Genomic DNA, 15,078 nt, shown 5'->3' on the forward strand with positions numbered 1-15,078 from the left:
TCCGAAAGACGAATCGGATACACTGACCCGTGATCCTCAAACGCATCATACTGGGCGTCTGCCTCCTGATCGTCCTCGGCGTCCCCTTCGCGCTGCGACCAGCGGCCACACGAAACGACGGAACCGCGCGCTCCCTCGTCCTTGTCACGCCCCACGTGCCCCAGATCCGGTCCGAGTTCGCCCTCGCCTTCGCCAACTGGCATCGCCGCCACTACGACTCCACCATCGCCCTCGATTTCCGCACGCCCGGCGGCACGAGCGAGATCATCAAGCAACTCCAGTCGATCTATGAGAGCCGCGCCAAGACGCACCTCGACAAACTCGCGCGGACCAACCCCGGACAACTCACCGATCCCGCCTTCGACCTCGCCGACGTCTTCACGACCGGCGACATCCCCTTCGACGCGATGTTCGGCGGCGGAAGTTACGACCATGGGCGGCTCAAGGACGCCTCCAACGTCGTCGTCTTCGCGAGCGTCTTCAAGGGCAAGGGCGAGACCTCCGTCACCATCACCGCCCCGAGAGAGAAGATCGATCCCGCCAAGCCTCCGGCGACCATCCTCACGAGCGTGACGATCGCCGGCGATTCGAGGTCGATGGACCTCCGCTTTCCGCTCGACGCGGTGAAGGGCGGCGTCGAGTCGCTCCTGCCGCTTTCCAGGGGCGAGAAATCCGTGGAGGCCACTCTTGATCTCTCCAAGACCGAGCGACGTTTCGGCATCCCCATGAGCACGCCGGCCGGCCTCGATCCCAAGGAACTCGAACGACTCATTCCTTCGAACGAAATCGGCGCACAAAACCTCTACGACCCGGACCAGTTCTGGATCGGCACCGCGCTCTCGAGTTTCGGCATCGTCTACAACAAGGAGATCTATGCACAACTGGGCCTCCCCGAGCCGCGGAGTTTCGAGGATCTGGGACGCCCCGAACTCGTCGGGCTCGTCGCGCTCGCCGACCCGCGACAATCCGGCTCGATCACGACCACGCTCGACGCGATCCTCAGTTACTACGGCTGGGAAAAGGGCTGGCGCATCCTCCGCGAGATGACCGCGAACACGCGCTACTTCACCAACTCCGCGCCCAAGCCGCCGATCGACGTCAGCCAGGGCGATGCCGCCGCCGCGCTCGCGATCGATTTCTACGGACGTGGACAGGCCCAGGCGATCCTCCTCCCCGGGCAGGATCCCTCCGAGAGCCGCGTGGGGTACGTCGATCCGCCCGGCTCGGTCTACATCGATGCCGACCCGATCTCGATGCTCCGCGGCGGGCCCAACCCCGAACTCCTCCGCCATTTCATCGAGTTCTGCCTCTCCGATGAGGGCCAGGCGCTCTGGCAGTTCCGCAGCGAGCGCGATCCGCTCGGGCAGAACAACCCCACCAACGCCGAGGGTGTGCGTTTGGGGCCCAAGGAGCACGAACTCCGCCGCCTTCCCGTTCGACAGAGTTTCTATGAAGAGAGGTCGGCGTACAAGGCCGCAATGATCGACCAGGTCGATCCCTTCGCCATCGCCAGCAGCACCAAGCCCAAGGGATGGCGCTCGTCCATCGGGATCATGATGGGCGCGTTCTCCATCGAGACGGCCCACGAGCAGCGCGAGGCGTGGAAAGCTCTCATCCGCGCGCGAGAGACGCCGGAGTTCCCCAAGGACACCCTCACCGAGATGGAGCGGCTCTTCTACTCCTTCCCAGAGCACCAGATGCCCGACGGCACGCGCCTCCCCTTCAATGAGGCCAACTATCGGACGATCCGCGCCTCCTGGAACGACCGCTCATTCCAGACCGACTGCGCCACCCGCTACACCTTGTACTTCCGCGAGACCTACGCCACGGTCGTCGAACTGGGGAAGAAGGGTCTCGCCCAGTAGCGGCACGATTGGACCGATACTCCACCGGCCCATTCACTCTTTGAACCGCCCGGTGAAACACATGACGCAGACCAGCGCCCCCGCCATGCCCCACGCCCGATCGCACTCCAGCCCCCAGACGACGCCCGGCGAAGCCGAGGGGAGCGTCGCCTCGCCGATGTTCGCCAAGATCGTCGCGACGATCGGACCCGCGAGCGATTCGCCCGAGGTTGTCCGCAAACTCATCCTCGTCGGCGTCAGCGTCTTCCGATTCAACTTCTCGCACGGCGATCTTGCGACCCACGCCACTCGACTGAAAACCGTGCGCGACGTCGCCTCGGAACTCAGCCGCCCCATCGCGATCCTCGGCGATCTCCAGGGGCCCAAGATCCGCGTCGGCAAGATCCCGGCGGGTGTCGGCTCGCCCTCGCCCAGCGGCGGCGGGTCCATCGTCGTCGAACCGGGTCACGATGTGGTCTTCAAGAAGGGAATCACCGACGCCTTCCTCCGAACCTCGCCCGCGAACCCGAACGCGCGCGAGCCGGTTCTCCCCGTCACGTACCAACTCCTCATCGACGAGGTCAAGCCCGGACAGCGTGTGCTCATCAACGACGGCGCGATCCGCATGCTCGCCGTCGAGCACGACGCGAAAGCCGGCGAACTCCGCTGCCGCGTCACCATCGGCGGGACGATCACCTCCAACAAGGGCATCAACCTCCCGCAGAGCGACGTCTCCGCGCCCGCGATCACCGAGCGCGACTGGGAGTGCGTCGCCTTCGCCGTCGAGCACGCGATGGACTACATCGCGCTCTCGTTCGTGCGCAGCGCCGAGGAGGTCAAGGCCCTGCGTGCCCAGGTCAACGCGCTCTGCGAGGCCAAGGCCCACCGCGATGGACTCCAGAGCCTCGAGGGCGTCTGGATCCCCATCGTCTCGAAGATCGAGAAGCCCCAGGCCCTCGCCGACCTCGAGCGCATCGTCGAGAGTTCCGACGCCGTCATGGTCGCGCGAGGCGACCTCGGCGTCGAGATGGACATCGCCCAGGTTCCCGTCGCCCAGAAGCGGATCATCAGGACCTGCGCCCAGTTCGGCCGCCCCTGCATCGTCGCGACCCAGATGCTCGAGACCATGATCGAGAACTCGACGCCCACGCGCGCCGAGGCGAGCGACGTCGCCAACGCGATCTTCGACGGGACCGACGCCGTCATGCTCTCCGCCGAGACCGCCACAGGGAAGCACCCGGTGCTCGTCGTCGAGACGATGTCGCGGATCATCACCGCCGCCGAGGCCCAGGTCGCACTCGGCCCGCCCACCGCCACACCCGATCGCATCGCCCACAGCCACCGCAGCACGGCCGCACTCGCCCACGGCGCGTGGCAGGTCGCGCGCGACCTCAAGGCCAAGGCCGTCGTCTGCTGGTCCGAGCAAGGCGGCACCGCCCGATTCCTCAGCCAGAACAACTTCCACATGCCCATCATCGCGTATTCCTCCAGCCCGCGCGCCACGCGCCGGATGGCGCTCTACAACGCCGTCACGCCCGTCTGTGCCCTCCCGCCGGGGAACGGCACGATCGCCGAGTGGACCGCCGCCGCCGACCAGTTCCTCCTCTCGCGTCGCCTCGCGAGCGCCACAGACATGATCGTCCTGCTCGCCGGGCGTCCGCTCGGAAAGGCCAAGGCGACCAACACCATCGCGATCCACGAGGTCGCCGCCCCCGCAGACGCCTCGCTCGCCCCTTGAACATTCTGCCATACTCGGCTCAATGTCCGAGTTCACCTATCCTGCTCGGATGCACCAGCGCACGCACACCCACGCCGCCATCCTCTCGATCGGCGACGAACTCACGCTGGGCCAATCCCTCGACACCAACAGCCGAACGCTCTCGCAGCGCCTCGTCGATCTCGGTATCGTCCCGATCGAGCACGCCACCGTCCCCGACGACATCGAGCGCCACGTCGCTGCCCTCGAGCGACTCGCGTCGATTGCCCCGCTCGTGATCTCCACCGGCGGGCTCGGGCCCACGCCCGATGATCTCACGCGAAACGCCCTCGCGAGGCTCCTGCGCCAGCCGCTCGTGCAGGATGATCTCTCACTCGCCCAGATCGAGGCGTTCTTCGAGGCCGCCGGCACGACGATGAGGCCCAACAACCGCCTGCAGGCGTTCCGCCCCGAGGGGTCGCACGCCCTCCCCAATCTCCGAGGCACGGCACCCGGCCTCTTCGCGAGCGTCGAGATCAACGCCAACCCGTGCGATGTCTTCTGCCTCCCCGGGCCGCCCGGCGAGATGATCCCCATGTTCGAGGCCCAGGTCCTGCCCCGCCTTCGTCCACCCATGGATCGCGTCGTGCGAACGCGCGCGCTCCACTGCGTCGGCCTGGGCGAGAGCGAGATCGCCTCGCGCCTCGGCGACCGCATGAACCGCGACGCCTCACCACTCGTCGGCACCACGGCCTCGGGCGGGATCGTCAGCGTCCGACTTCGACTCGAGGTCGCCGCCTCGGGTCCCGAAGCGATCGCCGACGCCGACGCGACGCTCGACGCCGCCGTCGCCGGGATTCGCCCGCTCCTCGCGCCGCACATCTTCTCCGACGACACACCCTCCCTCGCCCAAACCATCGTCTCACGAATGAAGAGCGCATGCCAGTCACTCGCCCTTGCTGAGTCCTGCACCGGCGGCACCCTCGCGGGCCAGATCACCGATGTCCCCGGTTCCTCTGCAATCCTCCGCGCCGGCTGGGTCGTGTACACCGAGGAGGCCAAGGCACGCGACCTCGGCGTCGACGCCGCACTCTTGCACGCCCACGGCGTGTACTCCGCACAATGCGCCACGGACCTCGCAACCCGCGCTCGTGCCATCGCCGGCACCTCGCACGCTATCGGCATCACCGGCCTCGCCGGACCCGACGGCGGCACGCGCGAGACGCCCATCGGCTCCGTTTGGATCGCCCTGGCGACGCCGACCGGAGTGGACACCCGGCGATTCAAGTTCTCAGGCGATCGGGCTGCCATCCGCCGAAGTGCCTGCGTCTCGGCCCTGGCAACGCTCTGGCTCAACCTCAGCGGCAGCCCGAACACACGCCTGATGCGTCAATCGGACGTCCTATAGTTTCCAAGAAGTTGTTGCAACGAGGAAACCGTCGGTCTACTCGTTGCATCCAATCCCCAGCGATCGTCGGGTTCGCCCGCCGATCTCCGATCGACACGCGGCGTTCACGTCTCGATCGCCACCTTTGTTTGCACACCCAAGGAGTTGTTCCACATGAAGTTTGCTGCTTCGATCGTCGCTCTCGCTGCCGCCGGTGCGTTGGGGCTTGGCCTGTCCTTCCGCGCTCCCGCCGTCGCCTCGTTGCCCGCACCGGCCGCTGACGGCGCGTTCACGATCGACTCGGTCCACTCGGCGGTCCTCTTCAAGATCAAGCACATGAACGTCTCGACCTCGTGGGGACGGTTCAACGACCCGACAGGCGAGTTCTACTTTGACGACGCCCACCCGGAGCACTCCTCGATCCACGTCTCTGTGGACACCGCGAAGATCGACACGGCCAACAGCAAGCGCGACGAGCACCTGCGAAGCCCCGACTTCTTCGCTGCCAAGGAATACCCGACGATCTCGTTCACCTCGACGAGCGTCAAGAAGGCCGGCGAGGGGAAGTTCGAGGTCACCGGCAACCTCACTGTCAAAGGAAAGACCAAGGAAGTCACCGTCATCATGACCAAGGTCGGCGAGGGCCCGGGCATGGGCGGCGCCACCGTCTCGGGCTATGACACCACCCTCACCATCAAGCGCACCGACTTCGGCATCGACTACGGCACGCAGTTCGTCGGCGATGAGGTCACCCTCCACATCTCCCTCGAGGGCGGTCGCGGCGGGAAGCCGGAGTAATCTCCACCAACGTTCGACGGCTCAGGTGGAAACACATCTCGAACCGATGGAGGCGTCATGGACACGACCATGATCCTGGCACCCGCGATCGCGATGGCGATCGGACTTGTCGCGGGCGTGGTGCTCTTTGCCCGCTCCGAACCGGGCGCGCCCGCGCGACGCCGGGCGGCCCTTGTCCCGCTCGCCATGTTGGTCGCCTTTGTGAGCGCAACGGTCATCCGATTCGGCCCACCCGGATTCACGCCCACCGAACTCTGGGAGGCGTCCCTCGACGAGCGGATCGTGACAACCGTCGTGATCCTCGGGCTTGGGCTCTCTCTGGTCACCTGGCTCACGCGGAATCGGCTCACATGGGCCGCACCGCTGGGGTTCGCGATCGCCGCAGCGCTCGGCGTGGCGTGGCTCTTCGCCCGACTTGGCGCCAAGGGCACCATCGACTGGATGCGCGCCGGGGAGTACGCCATCCTCGCCGGCATCGTCGCGGGATCGTGGGCGTGGAGCGTCGGACGAGTCGCGGCAACGCCCTCGGCCTTCCGCTCGGTTGTCCTTGCGGGGCTTGGTATCGCGGGCGTCATCGGCGTCCTCGCCACCACCGGTCATGCGAAACTTAGCGAGGTCTCCGCGTCGGTCGCGTTGCTCACGCTCGGGCTGTTCCTCGCGACACTCGTGCGACGCAGCGTGGCCGGGGCGGGCGCGATCGGCGCGTTCGTCGGCGGCTTCGGAGCGTTCGTGCTCGCGATCGGCGTGTTCTACGAAACGCCGTGGTGGGCCGCCGCCCTTGCCGTCGTTGGCGTCCCCCTCGCCGGCGTTGTGGACATGGCGATCAAGAACCACACCAAGGCGTGGTCGAGGTTCATCCTGACTTCAACTGTGGCGCTCGCGCCGGTCCTCCCCGCGATCGTCATCCTCGCGCTCAAGGCCAAGGAAGATTCGGGCTATTGATCGCGCGTCGCTCACACCGACGCGGGTGCGGGCCGCTTCGCCGGCGCATCGAGCCACGAGTACATCGCGCGCGAGCCTTCGGCGAGCAGCGCCACGACATCGCCGCCGGCAACCGTGATCCACGCCGCCGGATGCTCATACACCAGCCACCCCTCAAAGCCGCGGGCCGCGAGCGCCCGCACGGCCTCCTTGTTGGGGATCTCGCCCGACCCAAGCGCCACGGGCTTCCCGCCCCGATAGTCCTTGAGTCGCACCAGTTCGAGCCGATCGCTCAGCACATTGATCCCGCTCGAGGGATGCTCGCCCGCGCCATGAGCGGCGGCCACGGAATACGCCGCTGAGACCAGCGGGTGGTTCACTTGATCGATGATCTCGGCGAGATCCGTCGCGGTCGCGAACGAGCCGCCGTTCTCGATGAGCAGACGCACGCCGCGATTCCGGCACGCGTCCGCCGCGAGTGCCAGCCGCGACGCGATCCGCTGGATCGCCCTGGCCTTGCTCTCGCTCCCCATGATCTCAAACCCGAAGACGCGGATGAAGGGGCACTCGAGTTTCGCGGCCAGCGAGATCGCGTCCTTGGTCTCGGCGATGCTCGTGTCGGTGCTCGGGAGCACGTGTCCGAGCAGCGGCGGACCCAACGGCGCATCAAACCGGATCGACGTCGCGAGACACGCGAGATCGATCCCCGCGCGATCGAAGAGCAGACGGGTCTTGGAGGGTGCCGTCAGCGCCGGGTCACCAGCGAACTGCGTCGAACCCGAGCCAAACGTTCGCAGTTCGATGCCCTGGTATCCCCATGGTTCGGCACGCTCGGCAATCTGGTCCAAGGTCCAGTGCGGGCAGGCAACGGTGCTGAATGCTGGCTTCATCTTCCCTGACGCTCCATTGGGCCATCGGTTGAACACTGTTCGGGTGGATGCTACGGCGAGAGTCCCCGACGTCAAACGAACGCCGATACAACCGACATCCGAACGGAAGACGACCCCCAAAATTACCTGCAAGTTTTCGGATCATTTTTTCAAGTTGGGCGTAGATACTGGACAGAGCCTTGGCGGTTAGGACTCACAAACGTCCGTACACTCGCCGGCTTCGCGACCAGTTGTGCGGCTTGGCACGCCTGGACGCCCTGAACACGACCGGATCCGGACATCCAGATTGTCCGCCTAGGTCGTGAATTGCACCTTTCGAGTATGGAACGGGAAGGGAGCGAACCGTGAATCGCCGCTGGGTTGGTGGAGCCAAAGGGGCCTGGATGGCCCGAATCGCCGCAGGGGGCACGCTCGCGTGCCTGCTGATCGGCGGGTGCGCCTCGAGTGACCGTGAGGCGTACATGCACTCACGGTCCCGCGTGATCGTCAACAGCACGCCGACCGACACCGTGAACTGGCCCGACGCCTCGCCCGCGCTTCCGCTCCTTGGGCCCAGCGCCATCGGCGTGGGCGACTCTCGCACCGATCTCATCGTCCCTTGAGTGCATGACGTCGAAGCTCGCCCGTTCGCTGCGTCCTGGTCTCAACAAGATCGGGTTGACGTTCTCTGTATCGTGTGACACGATGCGGGCATGACCTCCAGCAATCCAGGCTCGCCCCAGTCTTCCACCCCCACCGCCGCCGAACTCCGCAAGGAACTCGGCATGACCACGAACCTCGAGGGGAAACTCGATTATCCGGGGTATCTCCGCCTCGACCAGATCCTCTCGGCCCAGTCGCCCCTCTCCAGGCCCGAGCACCACGACGAACTCCTCTTCATCATCCAGCACCAGACGAGCGAGTTGTGGTTCAAACTGGTCATCCACGAACTCAAGGCGGCCATCGCGCTGATCCACGACGACAAACTCGAGTCGTCCTTCAAGATCCTGGCGCGCGTGAAGCACATCCAGTCGCAGTTGGTCCAGTCGTGGACCGTGCTCGCGACGCTCACGCCCAGCGAGTATGTCCAGTTCCGCCATGTCCTGGGGCCGGCGAGCGGGATCCAGTCGCACCAGAATCGCATGATCGAGTTCCTGCTGGGGAACAAGGATCGTCGCCTCATGGAGGTCTTCAAGCACCGCCGGGAGATCTACGACGGCCTCAGCGCGGCGCTCCATTCGCCCAGCCTCTATGACGAGTTCCTCCGCTGCATGCACCGGCGCGGAATCGCGATCCCACGCGAGGCGCTCGAGCGTGATGTCACCCAGCCCTACATCGCCAACGACGGCGTCGTGCGGGCGCTCGTCACCGTCTACGAGAATCCCGGGAAGCACTGGGACCTCTACGAGATGGCCGAGAAACTCGTGGACATCGACGAGCAGTATCTCATCTGGCGCCACCGCCACCTCAAGGTCGTCCAGCGCGTCATCGGCATGAAGCGCGGCACCGGCGGGACCTCGGGCGTTCCCTACCTCCGCCAGGTCTCCGACACGGTCCTCTTCCCCGAACTCTGGGACGTGCGAACCGAGATCCGCGAGATCCGCGGCGAGGCGACGGCCTAAACACCGTCACACGGGCGCGGGCCCACGCCGAAGGATCGATGAGAGCCGCCCCTTGGTCGGCGCCGGCACGCCCTTGGAATCTCGCGGGAGAAAGAGCACGAAATCGGTCCCTCGTCCCGGCTCGCTGTGGACCTCGATCCGCCCGTGGTGCGCCTCGACGATGCGGCGCGTGGTCGGCAGGCCAAGACCCGTGCCACCCGACTTGGTTGTGAAGTATGGACTGAAGATCTTGCCCTGCACGTCCGCGGGAATCCCCGGGCCTGTGTCGATGACGTGCACGCAGATACCGGGCGTCGAGTCGGGGTCCACCTGCGCGTGGGTCTTGAGGATGAGTTCGCGTGTCGCCGAGCCCGGCATCGACGCCATTGCCTGCACCGCGTTGAGCATCAGATTCAGGATCGCCTGCTTCACATGGGGCACGTCGATCGACGCCTCGAGCGAGCCGGGCGCGAGATCCATGCGCAGACGCACGCCCGATCGCTCGGCCTGGGGCAGGAAGAAGTCCACCAGTTCCGAGACGACCTCGTTCACGTTGGCGCCGCGCGGATCGAGACGGAGTTCGCCGGCGTACTCGAGGAAGTCCGTGAGGATGCCGCGGAGTCGCTCGACCTCGCGTTTGAGCGAATCGACGCGCCGCGCGAGCCGCCCCTTGGTCTCCTCGGGAACGCCCAAATCCTGCACGCCCTCGGCGAGGAGTTGCGCGTTCAGCCCGATCGTCGAGAGCGGGTTCTTGATCTCGTGGGCCAGGCCACCGGTCATCGAGCCGAGTTCGGCGAGCCGCTCGGCGGAGCGCGCCCTCCGCTCGGCGGCACGGACCTTTGCGAGCGATCGGCGCACGATCACCCGGGCCGCCACCACGCTGAGCAGCACGCCCATGCCGAATCCGATGAGCCCGGGGACCACGCCTTGCACGCGGGAAGTATGACCACGCCGCGACGCGAAAGCGAGACGCGACGACCGAACATCGCGTCGCGGCTATCGCTTGGGCCGGGAGTACCCGCGGCGGGGCCTCACCACGATCTCCGGGAGATCCGTCCGAACGACGCGCGTCGCACGCCACCGTCCGTCGGGCCCACGGACCGCGTCATAGCGCACGGCGGCACCGTCGGGCAGTTCCCGGAAGCCTTCCCCATCGATCACGCTGTAGTGCACGAACACGTCCTGGTTGTTAGGGCCGACGATGAACCCATAGCCCACCTTCTTGTCGAACCACCGCACCACGCTCTCCACGTTGGTGATCTGGGCGTCGGTCTGCTCGGGCATGGCTCGTCCTTCCCACGACGCGGGACGCACACACCGCCGAAACGAAATGGAGATCCGCGACCGCAACCCTGTGGCGTTCTCGGACCTCAAACCACCCAGACTACCGCAGTCGCGCCGGGTTCGTCAACGACGATCATGCAAACTGTTGTTTGGATTTTGGTGAGACTTAGGACACACGGCGCACAAACAAAGCAGGGGCAACGGTTTATCGCCGTTGCCCCTGGGCGTTGTGATTTCAGATTTCTGCGTTGGAACCTGCCGAAGGATTCTCAGTGACGTTCGGCGTGACGCGAATCGCGGTCGCGGCCACCACGATCGCCACCGCCTCCACCACCGCCGCCGCGACGACGCCCACCGCCGCCACCGCGATGTCCGCGGTCGTCGGAGCCTTGGGCGACGGCCTCGTCCTCACCCTCGGGCGCCGGCTCGATGCCCTTGGCGCGATTCTCGTCCTGGATGACGGCCTTGCGCGACAACTTGATGCGGCCCTGGTCGTCGATGAGGATGACCTTCACCTTCACCATGTCGCCGATCTTCACGACCTCGCCGACGCTCTTGACGTAGCCCTCGGCGAGTTCGGAGATGTGGCACATGCCGTCGGTCCCCGGCGCGAGCTCGATGAACGCGCCGAAGTCCTTGGTCGAGACGACCTTCCCGGTGTAGACCGTGCCGACTTTGATCTCCTCGCAGAGCGCCTCGATCTCGGCTCGGGCGCCGTTGATCGACTCGGCGTTGAGGCCGGCGAGTTGGACGGTGCCGTCGTCCTCGACGTCGATCGTGACGGACCAGCGATCCTGGAGCCCGCGGATGTTCTTCCCGCCGGGGCCGATGAGTTTGCCGATCTTGTCCGGGTCGATCGTGAGCGAGACGAGACGCGGGGCGAAGGGGGAGATCTCGGCCCGGGGCTTCTCGATGATCTTTTCCATCGTCTCGATGATCTCGAGGCGGCCCTCGCGCGCCTGATCGAGGATCTTCTCGATCTGCGCGAGGCTTAGGCCACGCGTCTTAAGGTCGAGCTGGATGCCCGTGATCCCCTCGCGCGTGCCCGAGACCTTGAAGTCCATGTCGCCGAAGAAGTCCTCCTCGCCGATGATGTCGGTGACGAAGAGTTCGTTCTTGTCGTTGTCGTCGGCGAAGCGTCCGACGGAGATGCCGGCGCAGGTGGCGCGGATGGGGACGCCCGCGTCCATGAGCGCGAGGCACCCGCCGCAGACCGACGCCATCGACGACGAGCCGTTGGACTCGGTGATGTCGCTGACGACGCGGATGGTGTAGGGGAACTCGGCCGGGTCGGGCATGATCGCGAGGAGCGAGCGCTCAGCAAGGGCGCCGTGCCCGATCTCGCGACGCCCGGGGCCGGTGATGCGCTTCACCTCGCCCGTGGAGAAGGGCGGGAAGTTGTAGTGGAGCGTGAACTTCTTGGAATACTCGGGAATGAGCCCGTCGATGATCTGCTCGTCCTTGCCCGTGCCGAGCGTGACGCTGACGAGCGACTGGGTCTCGCCGCGCTGGAAGATTGCGCTCCCGTGCGTGCGGGCGAAGACGCCGACCGCTCCCGTGATCTCGCGGATCTGCTTGGCCTTGCGCCCATCGGCGCGGACGGCCTGCTCGACGATGAGGCGGCGGGTGACCTTCTCCTCGAGGCGCTTGAACGCCTCCTTCGCCTGCGAGCGGCGCTTGGTGGACTCGGCATATTTCGCGTACGTCCCGTTGGGATCGAGCGCGAAGTGCTCGTCGAGGATCTTGGTGCGAAGGGCGTCCACGGCCTCGGAGCGTGCGTGCTTGCCGTTGATCTTGCGGGCCTCGGTCATCGCCTTCTCGGCGTGCTTGCGGACGGTCTCGGTGACCTCGGGGGAGGGCAGGTGGAGATCGCCGACGATCTTCGTCTTGCCCGCCTTCTTGACGATCTCGTCGATCAGCCCGAGCAGGTCCTTGATGTGCTTGTACCCGAACTCGAGCGCCTCGACCATCGACTTCTCATCGATCTCGGCGGCCCCGACTTCGATCATGTTCATCCCGTCGGCGTGCCCGGCGAGGACGAGATCGACATCGGAGAAGTCCATCTGCGAGACGGTGGGGTTGATGACCAGTTGCGGGCCGTCGTCGGTGTGCACGCGCCCGACGCGGACGGTCGCCGTGGGCCCCTCAAAGGGAATCTCAGAAAGGGCGAGAGCACAGGACGCGGCGGTGCCCGCGAGGACGTCGGTGTCGTTCTCGCCATCGTGGCTCATGACGAAGACCTGGACCTGGACCTCGTCGAGGTAGCCATCGGGAAAGAGCGGACGGATCGGTCGATCGATCATCCGCATCGTGAGGACTTCCTTCTCGTTGGGCGCGCCCTCACGCTTGCGGAACCCGCCGGGGAACTTGCCCGCCGCCGAGGTCTTCTCGCGATAGTCCACGGTGAGGGGGAAGAAGTCGATCCCCTCGCGCGGCGCGGCCCGAAGGGCGGTGGCGAGCACGGACGACCCGCCATACGTGCAGAGGACGGCGGCGCCGGCCTGCTTGCCGATGACGCCGGTCTCGAAGGAGAGAATGCGGCCGCCGATCTCGCGCTGGACGCGGACAAGGCCCTTCATTCCCTCGAAGGCGGAACGGGAGTTATCGCTGATATCTGACATAGTCTGCTCCTTTGGAATCGCGCGCGAACATCACGGCGCGACATGCCGGCCCACCACGTCCGCGTTGGACGATGGCGTCGGCGGTGTGATTCGATGCCCGGCCCCGATCAACCAAAGGGGCAGGAGGCAAGACTCAGGCCACACGTGTGGATGCCGGCCTGGGGCTTGCCTTCTGCCGCCGGATGTCGGGGCACGAGCGTTGTGGTTCTCGCGTGGCGAGCCGGCCGATCCGGTGCGCCCCGCGAAAACAAATCGGCCCGCGAATCGTTCAGACTCGCGGGCCGGGAAAGTTCGTGGGCTACTTGCGGAGGCCCAGGCGGGCGATGAGGTCCTGGTATCCCTGCGGGTTCGTGCGGGCGAGGTAGCGGAGCAGGCGGTTGCGCTGTCCGACCATCATGACCAGCCCGCGGCGGGAGTGGTTGTCTTTCTTGTTTGTCTGGAGGTGATCCGAGATCGAGCGGATGCGGTGGGTGAGCATCGCGACCTGGACCTCGGGCGAGCCCGTGTCCTTCTCGTGGCGGCGGTGCGAACCAATAACCTTTCGACGGGCGTCGAGCGTCAAAGCCATGGAGTGCGTTCCCAGTTCAAGAGCAATTCCGCCAGCGGCCTTCGCTGGGCCTGAACAATAGCCGTTCCCGGGAGTTGGATCAATCGCCGACGACCTCCGCCGACGCGCCCGCTCTTGAATAGGAACCGCCACTTCGACCCAATCATAGCCCAAACTTCTTCACGATTCGCGAGCGCCGTTCTACGCTCTCGCCATGCCCACGATCGCCCGCCGGGTTCGCGAACTCAAGCCCTCGATCACCGTCGCATTCATGAACCGCGCCAAGGCCATGCGCCACGCGGGGATCGACGTTCTCAGTTTCGCCGCGGGCGAGCCGGATTTCGACACCCCCGAGCCGATCAAGCAGGCCGCTATCGACGCCCTTCGCGCCGGGCAGACCAAGTACATGCCCACGATGGGCGACCCCGACACGCGGGCCGCGATCGTTCGCAAGTTCGAGAAAGAGAACGGCATCATCGGCCTGACGCCCGACCACATCGGCATCGGGGCCGGGGGAAAGCACTCGCTCTACGTCGCGGTGCACTGCCTCTTCGACCCGCCCGCGCCCGGCGAAGCGCCCGCTGAAGCCGTGATCCCCGTCCCCGCGTGGGTGAGTTATGCCCCGATCGTCGAACTCGCGGGCGGGCGCGTCGTCGAGGTGCCCACGACGGTCGAGACGGGGTTCAAGGCCTCGGCCGACGCCATCCGCAAGGCCATCACGCCCCGCACGCGACTCGTCATCTTGAACAGCCCGAGCAACCCGTGCGGCACGATGTACTCGCCCGACGAACTCAAGGCGATCGGGCGCGTCTGCGCCGAAGCGGCCCGCACCATCGCCCCCGATCTCGTCGTCCTCAGCGACGAGTTGTACGAGAAGATCACCTATGGCGGGATCCCCCACTTCTCCGTCGGCTCCATGCCCGAGATCGCCGAGCGCACGCTGACGCTCAACGGCCTCTCCAAGGCGTACGGCATGACCGGCTGGCGCGTCGGCTATACAGGCATCCCCGGCGAGTTCGGGAAGAACTTCACGAAAGCGATGGCCACGCTCCAGGGACAGATGTCCACCAACATCACGTCGTTCATTTACCCCGCCATCCGCGTGGCGCTCAACGAGTGCGGGCCACAGGTCGAGCAGATGCGTCTGGCCTTCGCGAAACGGGCCGAACTCACCAACACGCGATTGAGCGCGATCCCCGGGCTCAAGGCCGCAAAGGCCACGGGCGCGTTCTACTCCTTCCCCAACGTTTCGGCGTACTACGGCAAAGCCAGCCCCAAAGGCCGGGCGATCGCGTCGGCGACCGATCTGTGCGAGGCGCTCCTCGACGAGGTCCACGTCGCGATGGTCCCGGGCGGCGATTTCGGCGGCTGCGGCAAGGACCACATCCGTATCAGTTTCGCCTGCGGCGAGGACCAGATCAACAAGGGCATGGACCGCTTCGCGGCGTTCCTCGAGAGCCTGAAGTAGATCACGAGGTCCGCACGCGTTGATGCGTGAACCGTCGATCCA

Annotated in this window: 13 protein-coding genes; 8 read left to right on the plus strand and 5 right to left on the minus strand. The window is 66.1% G+C overall.

All coding sequences use genetic code 11. The features are described from left to right. Positions 1 to 29 precede the first annotated feature (29 nt). The 5 genes from IPK69_03790 (at position 30) to IPK69_03810 (ending at position 6,667) form a co-directional block, all read left to right on the plus strand. The gene (locus IPK69_03790) at positions 30 to 1,865 is read left to right on the plus strand and encodes an extracellular solute-binding protein (protein ID QQS09751.1); all 1,836 of its coding nucleotides are present in this window, start codon (positions 30 to 32) and stop codon (positions 1,863 to 1,865) included. Positions 1,866 to 1,926: 61 nt separating this feature from the next. Continuing rightward, positions 1,927 to 3,582 carry a pyruvate kinase gene (gene pyk / locus IPK69_03795; protein ID QQS09752.1) on the plus strand — a complete coding sequence of 552 codons (1,656 nt, stop codon included), beginning with the start codon at positions 1,927 to 1,929 and terminating at the stop codon, positions 3,580 to 3,582. A gap of 22 nt (positions 3,583 to 3,604) precedes the next feature. Next, on the plus strand, positions 3,605 to 4,948 hold the full coding sequence (locus IPK69_03800) for a CinA family nicotinamide mononucleotide deamidase-related protein (GenBank protein QQS09753.1): 1,344 nt from the start codon (positions 3,605 to 3,607) through the stop codon (positions 4,946 to 4,948). 153 nt (positions 4,949 to 5,101) lie between these two features. Beyond that, positions 5,102 to 5,725, plus strand: a complete 624-nt coding sequence (locus tag IPK69_03805) for a YceI family protein (protein QQS09754.1) — start codon at positions 5,102 to 5,104, stop codon at positions 5,723 to 5,725. A gap of 57 nt (positions 5,726 to 5,782) precedes the next feature. Next, complete coding sequence (locus IPK69_03810; GenBank protein QQS09755.1) at positions 5,783 to 6,667, plus strand: hypothetical protein; 885 nt, start codon at positions 5,783 to 5,785, stop codon at positions 6,665 to 6,667. Positions 6,668 to 6,678: 11 nt separating this feature from the next. On the opposite strand, the gene IPK69_03815 is transcribed toward IPK69_03810, so the two are convergent. Then, positions 6,679 to 7,536, minus strand: coding sequence for a sugar phosphate isomerase/epimerase (locus IPK69_03815; GenBank protein ID QQS09756.1), 858 nt, complete (start codon positions 7,534 to 7,536; stop codon positions 6,679 to 6,681). Between the two features lie 383 nt (positions 7,537 to 7,919). Between IPK69_03815 and IPK69_03820 the strand changes: the two genes are divergently transcribed. Then, the gene (locus IPK69_03820; GenBank protein ID QQS09757.1) at positions 7,920 to 8,138 is read left to right on the plus strand and encodes a hypothetical protein; all 219 of its coding nucleotides are present in this window, start codon (positions 7,920 to 7,922) and stop codon (positions 8,136 to 8,138) included. Positions 8,139 to 8,228: 90 nt separating this feature from the next. Beyond that, the gene (locus tag IPK69_03825; protein ID QQS09758.1) at positions 8,229 to 9,137 is read left to right on the plus strand and encodes a tryptophan 2,3-dioxygenase; all 909 of its coding nucleotides are present in this window, start codon (positions 8,229 to 8,231) and stop codon (positions 9,135 to 9,137) included. Positions 9,138 to 9,143: 6 nt separating this feature from the next. Here IPK69_03825 and IPK69_03830 read toward each other — a convergent pair whose 3' ends face one another. From IPK69_03830 to rpsO, 4 genes are all read right to left on the minus strand, one after another. Beyond that, positions 9,144 to 10,049, minus strand: coding sequence for a two-component sensor histidine kinase (locus IPK69_03830; GenBank protein QQS09759.1), 906 nt, complete (start codon positions 10,047 to 10,049; stop codon positions 9,144 to 9,146). Between the two features lie 63 nt (positions 10,050 to 10,112). Then, a complete protein-coding gene (locus tag IPK69_03835) occupies positions 10,113 to 10,400 on the minus strand; it encodes a cold shock domain-containing protein (GenBank protein ID QQS09760.1) in 288 nt (95 codons plus the stop codon). 269 nt (positions 10,401 to 10,669) lie between these two features. Next, positions 10,670 to 12,979, minus strand: a complete 2,310-nt coding sequence (gene pnp / locus IPK69_03840; GenBank protein QQS10414.1) for a polyribonucleotide nucleotidyltransferase — start codon at positions 12,977 to 12,979, stop codon at positions 10,670 to 10,672. A gap of 340 nt (positions 12,980 to 13,319) precedes the next feature. Beyond that, the gene (gene rpsO / locus IPK69_03845; protein QQS09761.1) at positions 13,320 to 13,589 is read right to left on the minus strand and encodes a 30S ribosomal protein S15; all 270 of its coding nucleotides are present in this window, start codon (positions 13,587 to 13,589) and stop codon (positions 13,320 to 13,322) included. 193 nt (positions 13,590 to 13,782) lie between these two features. Here rpsO and IPK69_03850 point away from each other — a divergent pair, with 193 nt between their 5' ends. Further along, a complete protein-coding gene (locus tag IPK69_03850) occupies positions 13,783 to 15,036 on the plus strand; it encodes a pyridoxal phosphate-dependent aminotransferase (GenBank protein ID QQS09762.1) in 1,254 nt (417 codons plus the stop codon). Positions 15,037 to 15,078: the final 42 nt, after the last annotated feature.

The organism is Phycisphaerales bacterium, from assembly GCA_016699835.1.
Classification (GTDB): Bacteria; Planctomycetota; Phycisphaerae; order Phycisphaerales; family UBA1924.

Coding starts and splice junctions, on each gene's coding strand:
- IPK69_03815 (QQS09756.1), bottom strand. CDS start 7,536: ATGAAGCCAGCATTCAGCACCGTTGCCTGCCCGCACTGGACCTTGGAC.
- IPK69_03825 (QQS09758.1), top strand. CDS start 8,229: ATGACCTCCAGCAATCCAGGCTCGCCCCAGTCTTCCACCCCCACCGCC.
- IPK69_03820 (QQS09757.1), top strand. CDS start 7,920: ATGGCCCGAATCGCCGCAGGGGGCACGCTCGCGTGCCTGCTGATCGGC.
- IPK69_03805 (QQS09754.1), top strand. CDS start 5,102: ATGAAGTTTGCTGCTTCGATCGTCGCTCTCGCTGCCGCCGGTGCGTTG.
- IPK69_03835 (QQS09760.1), bottom strand. CDS start 10,400: ATGCCCGAGCAGACCGACGCCCAGATCACCAACGTGGAGAGCGTGGTG.
- pnp (QQS10414.1), bottom strand. CDS start 12,979: ATGAAGGGCCTTGTCCGCGTCCAGCGCGAGATCGGCGGCCGCATTCTC.
- rpsO (QQS09761.1), bottom strand. CDS start 13,589: ATGGCTTTGACGCTCGACGCCCGTCGAAAGGTTATTGGTTCGCACCGC.
- IPK69_03850 (QQS09762.1), top strand. CDS start 13,783: ATGCCCACGATCGCCCGCCGGGTTCGCGAACTCAAGCCCTCGATCACC.
- IPK69_03810 (QQS09755.1), top strand. CDS start 5,783: ATGGACACGACCATGATCCTGGCACCCGCGATCGCGATGGCGATCGGA.
- IPK69_03800 (QQS09753.1), top strand. CDS start 3,605: ATGTCCGAGTTCACCTATCCTGCTCGGATGCACCAGCGCACGCACACC.
- pyk (QQS09752.1), top strand. CDS start 1,927: ATGACGCAGACCAGCGCCCCCGCCATGCCCCACGCCCGATCGCACTCC.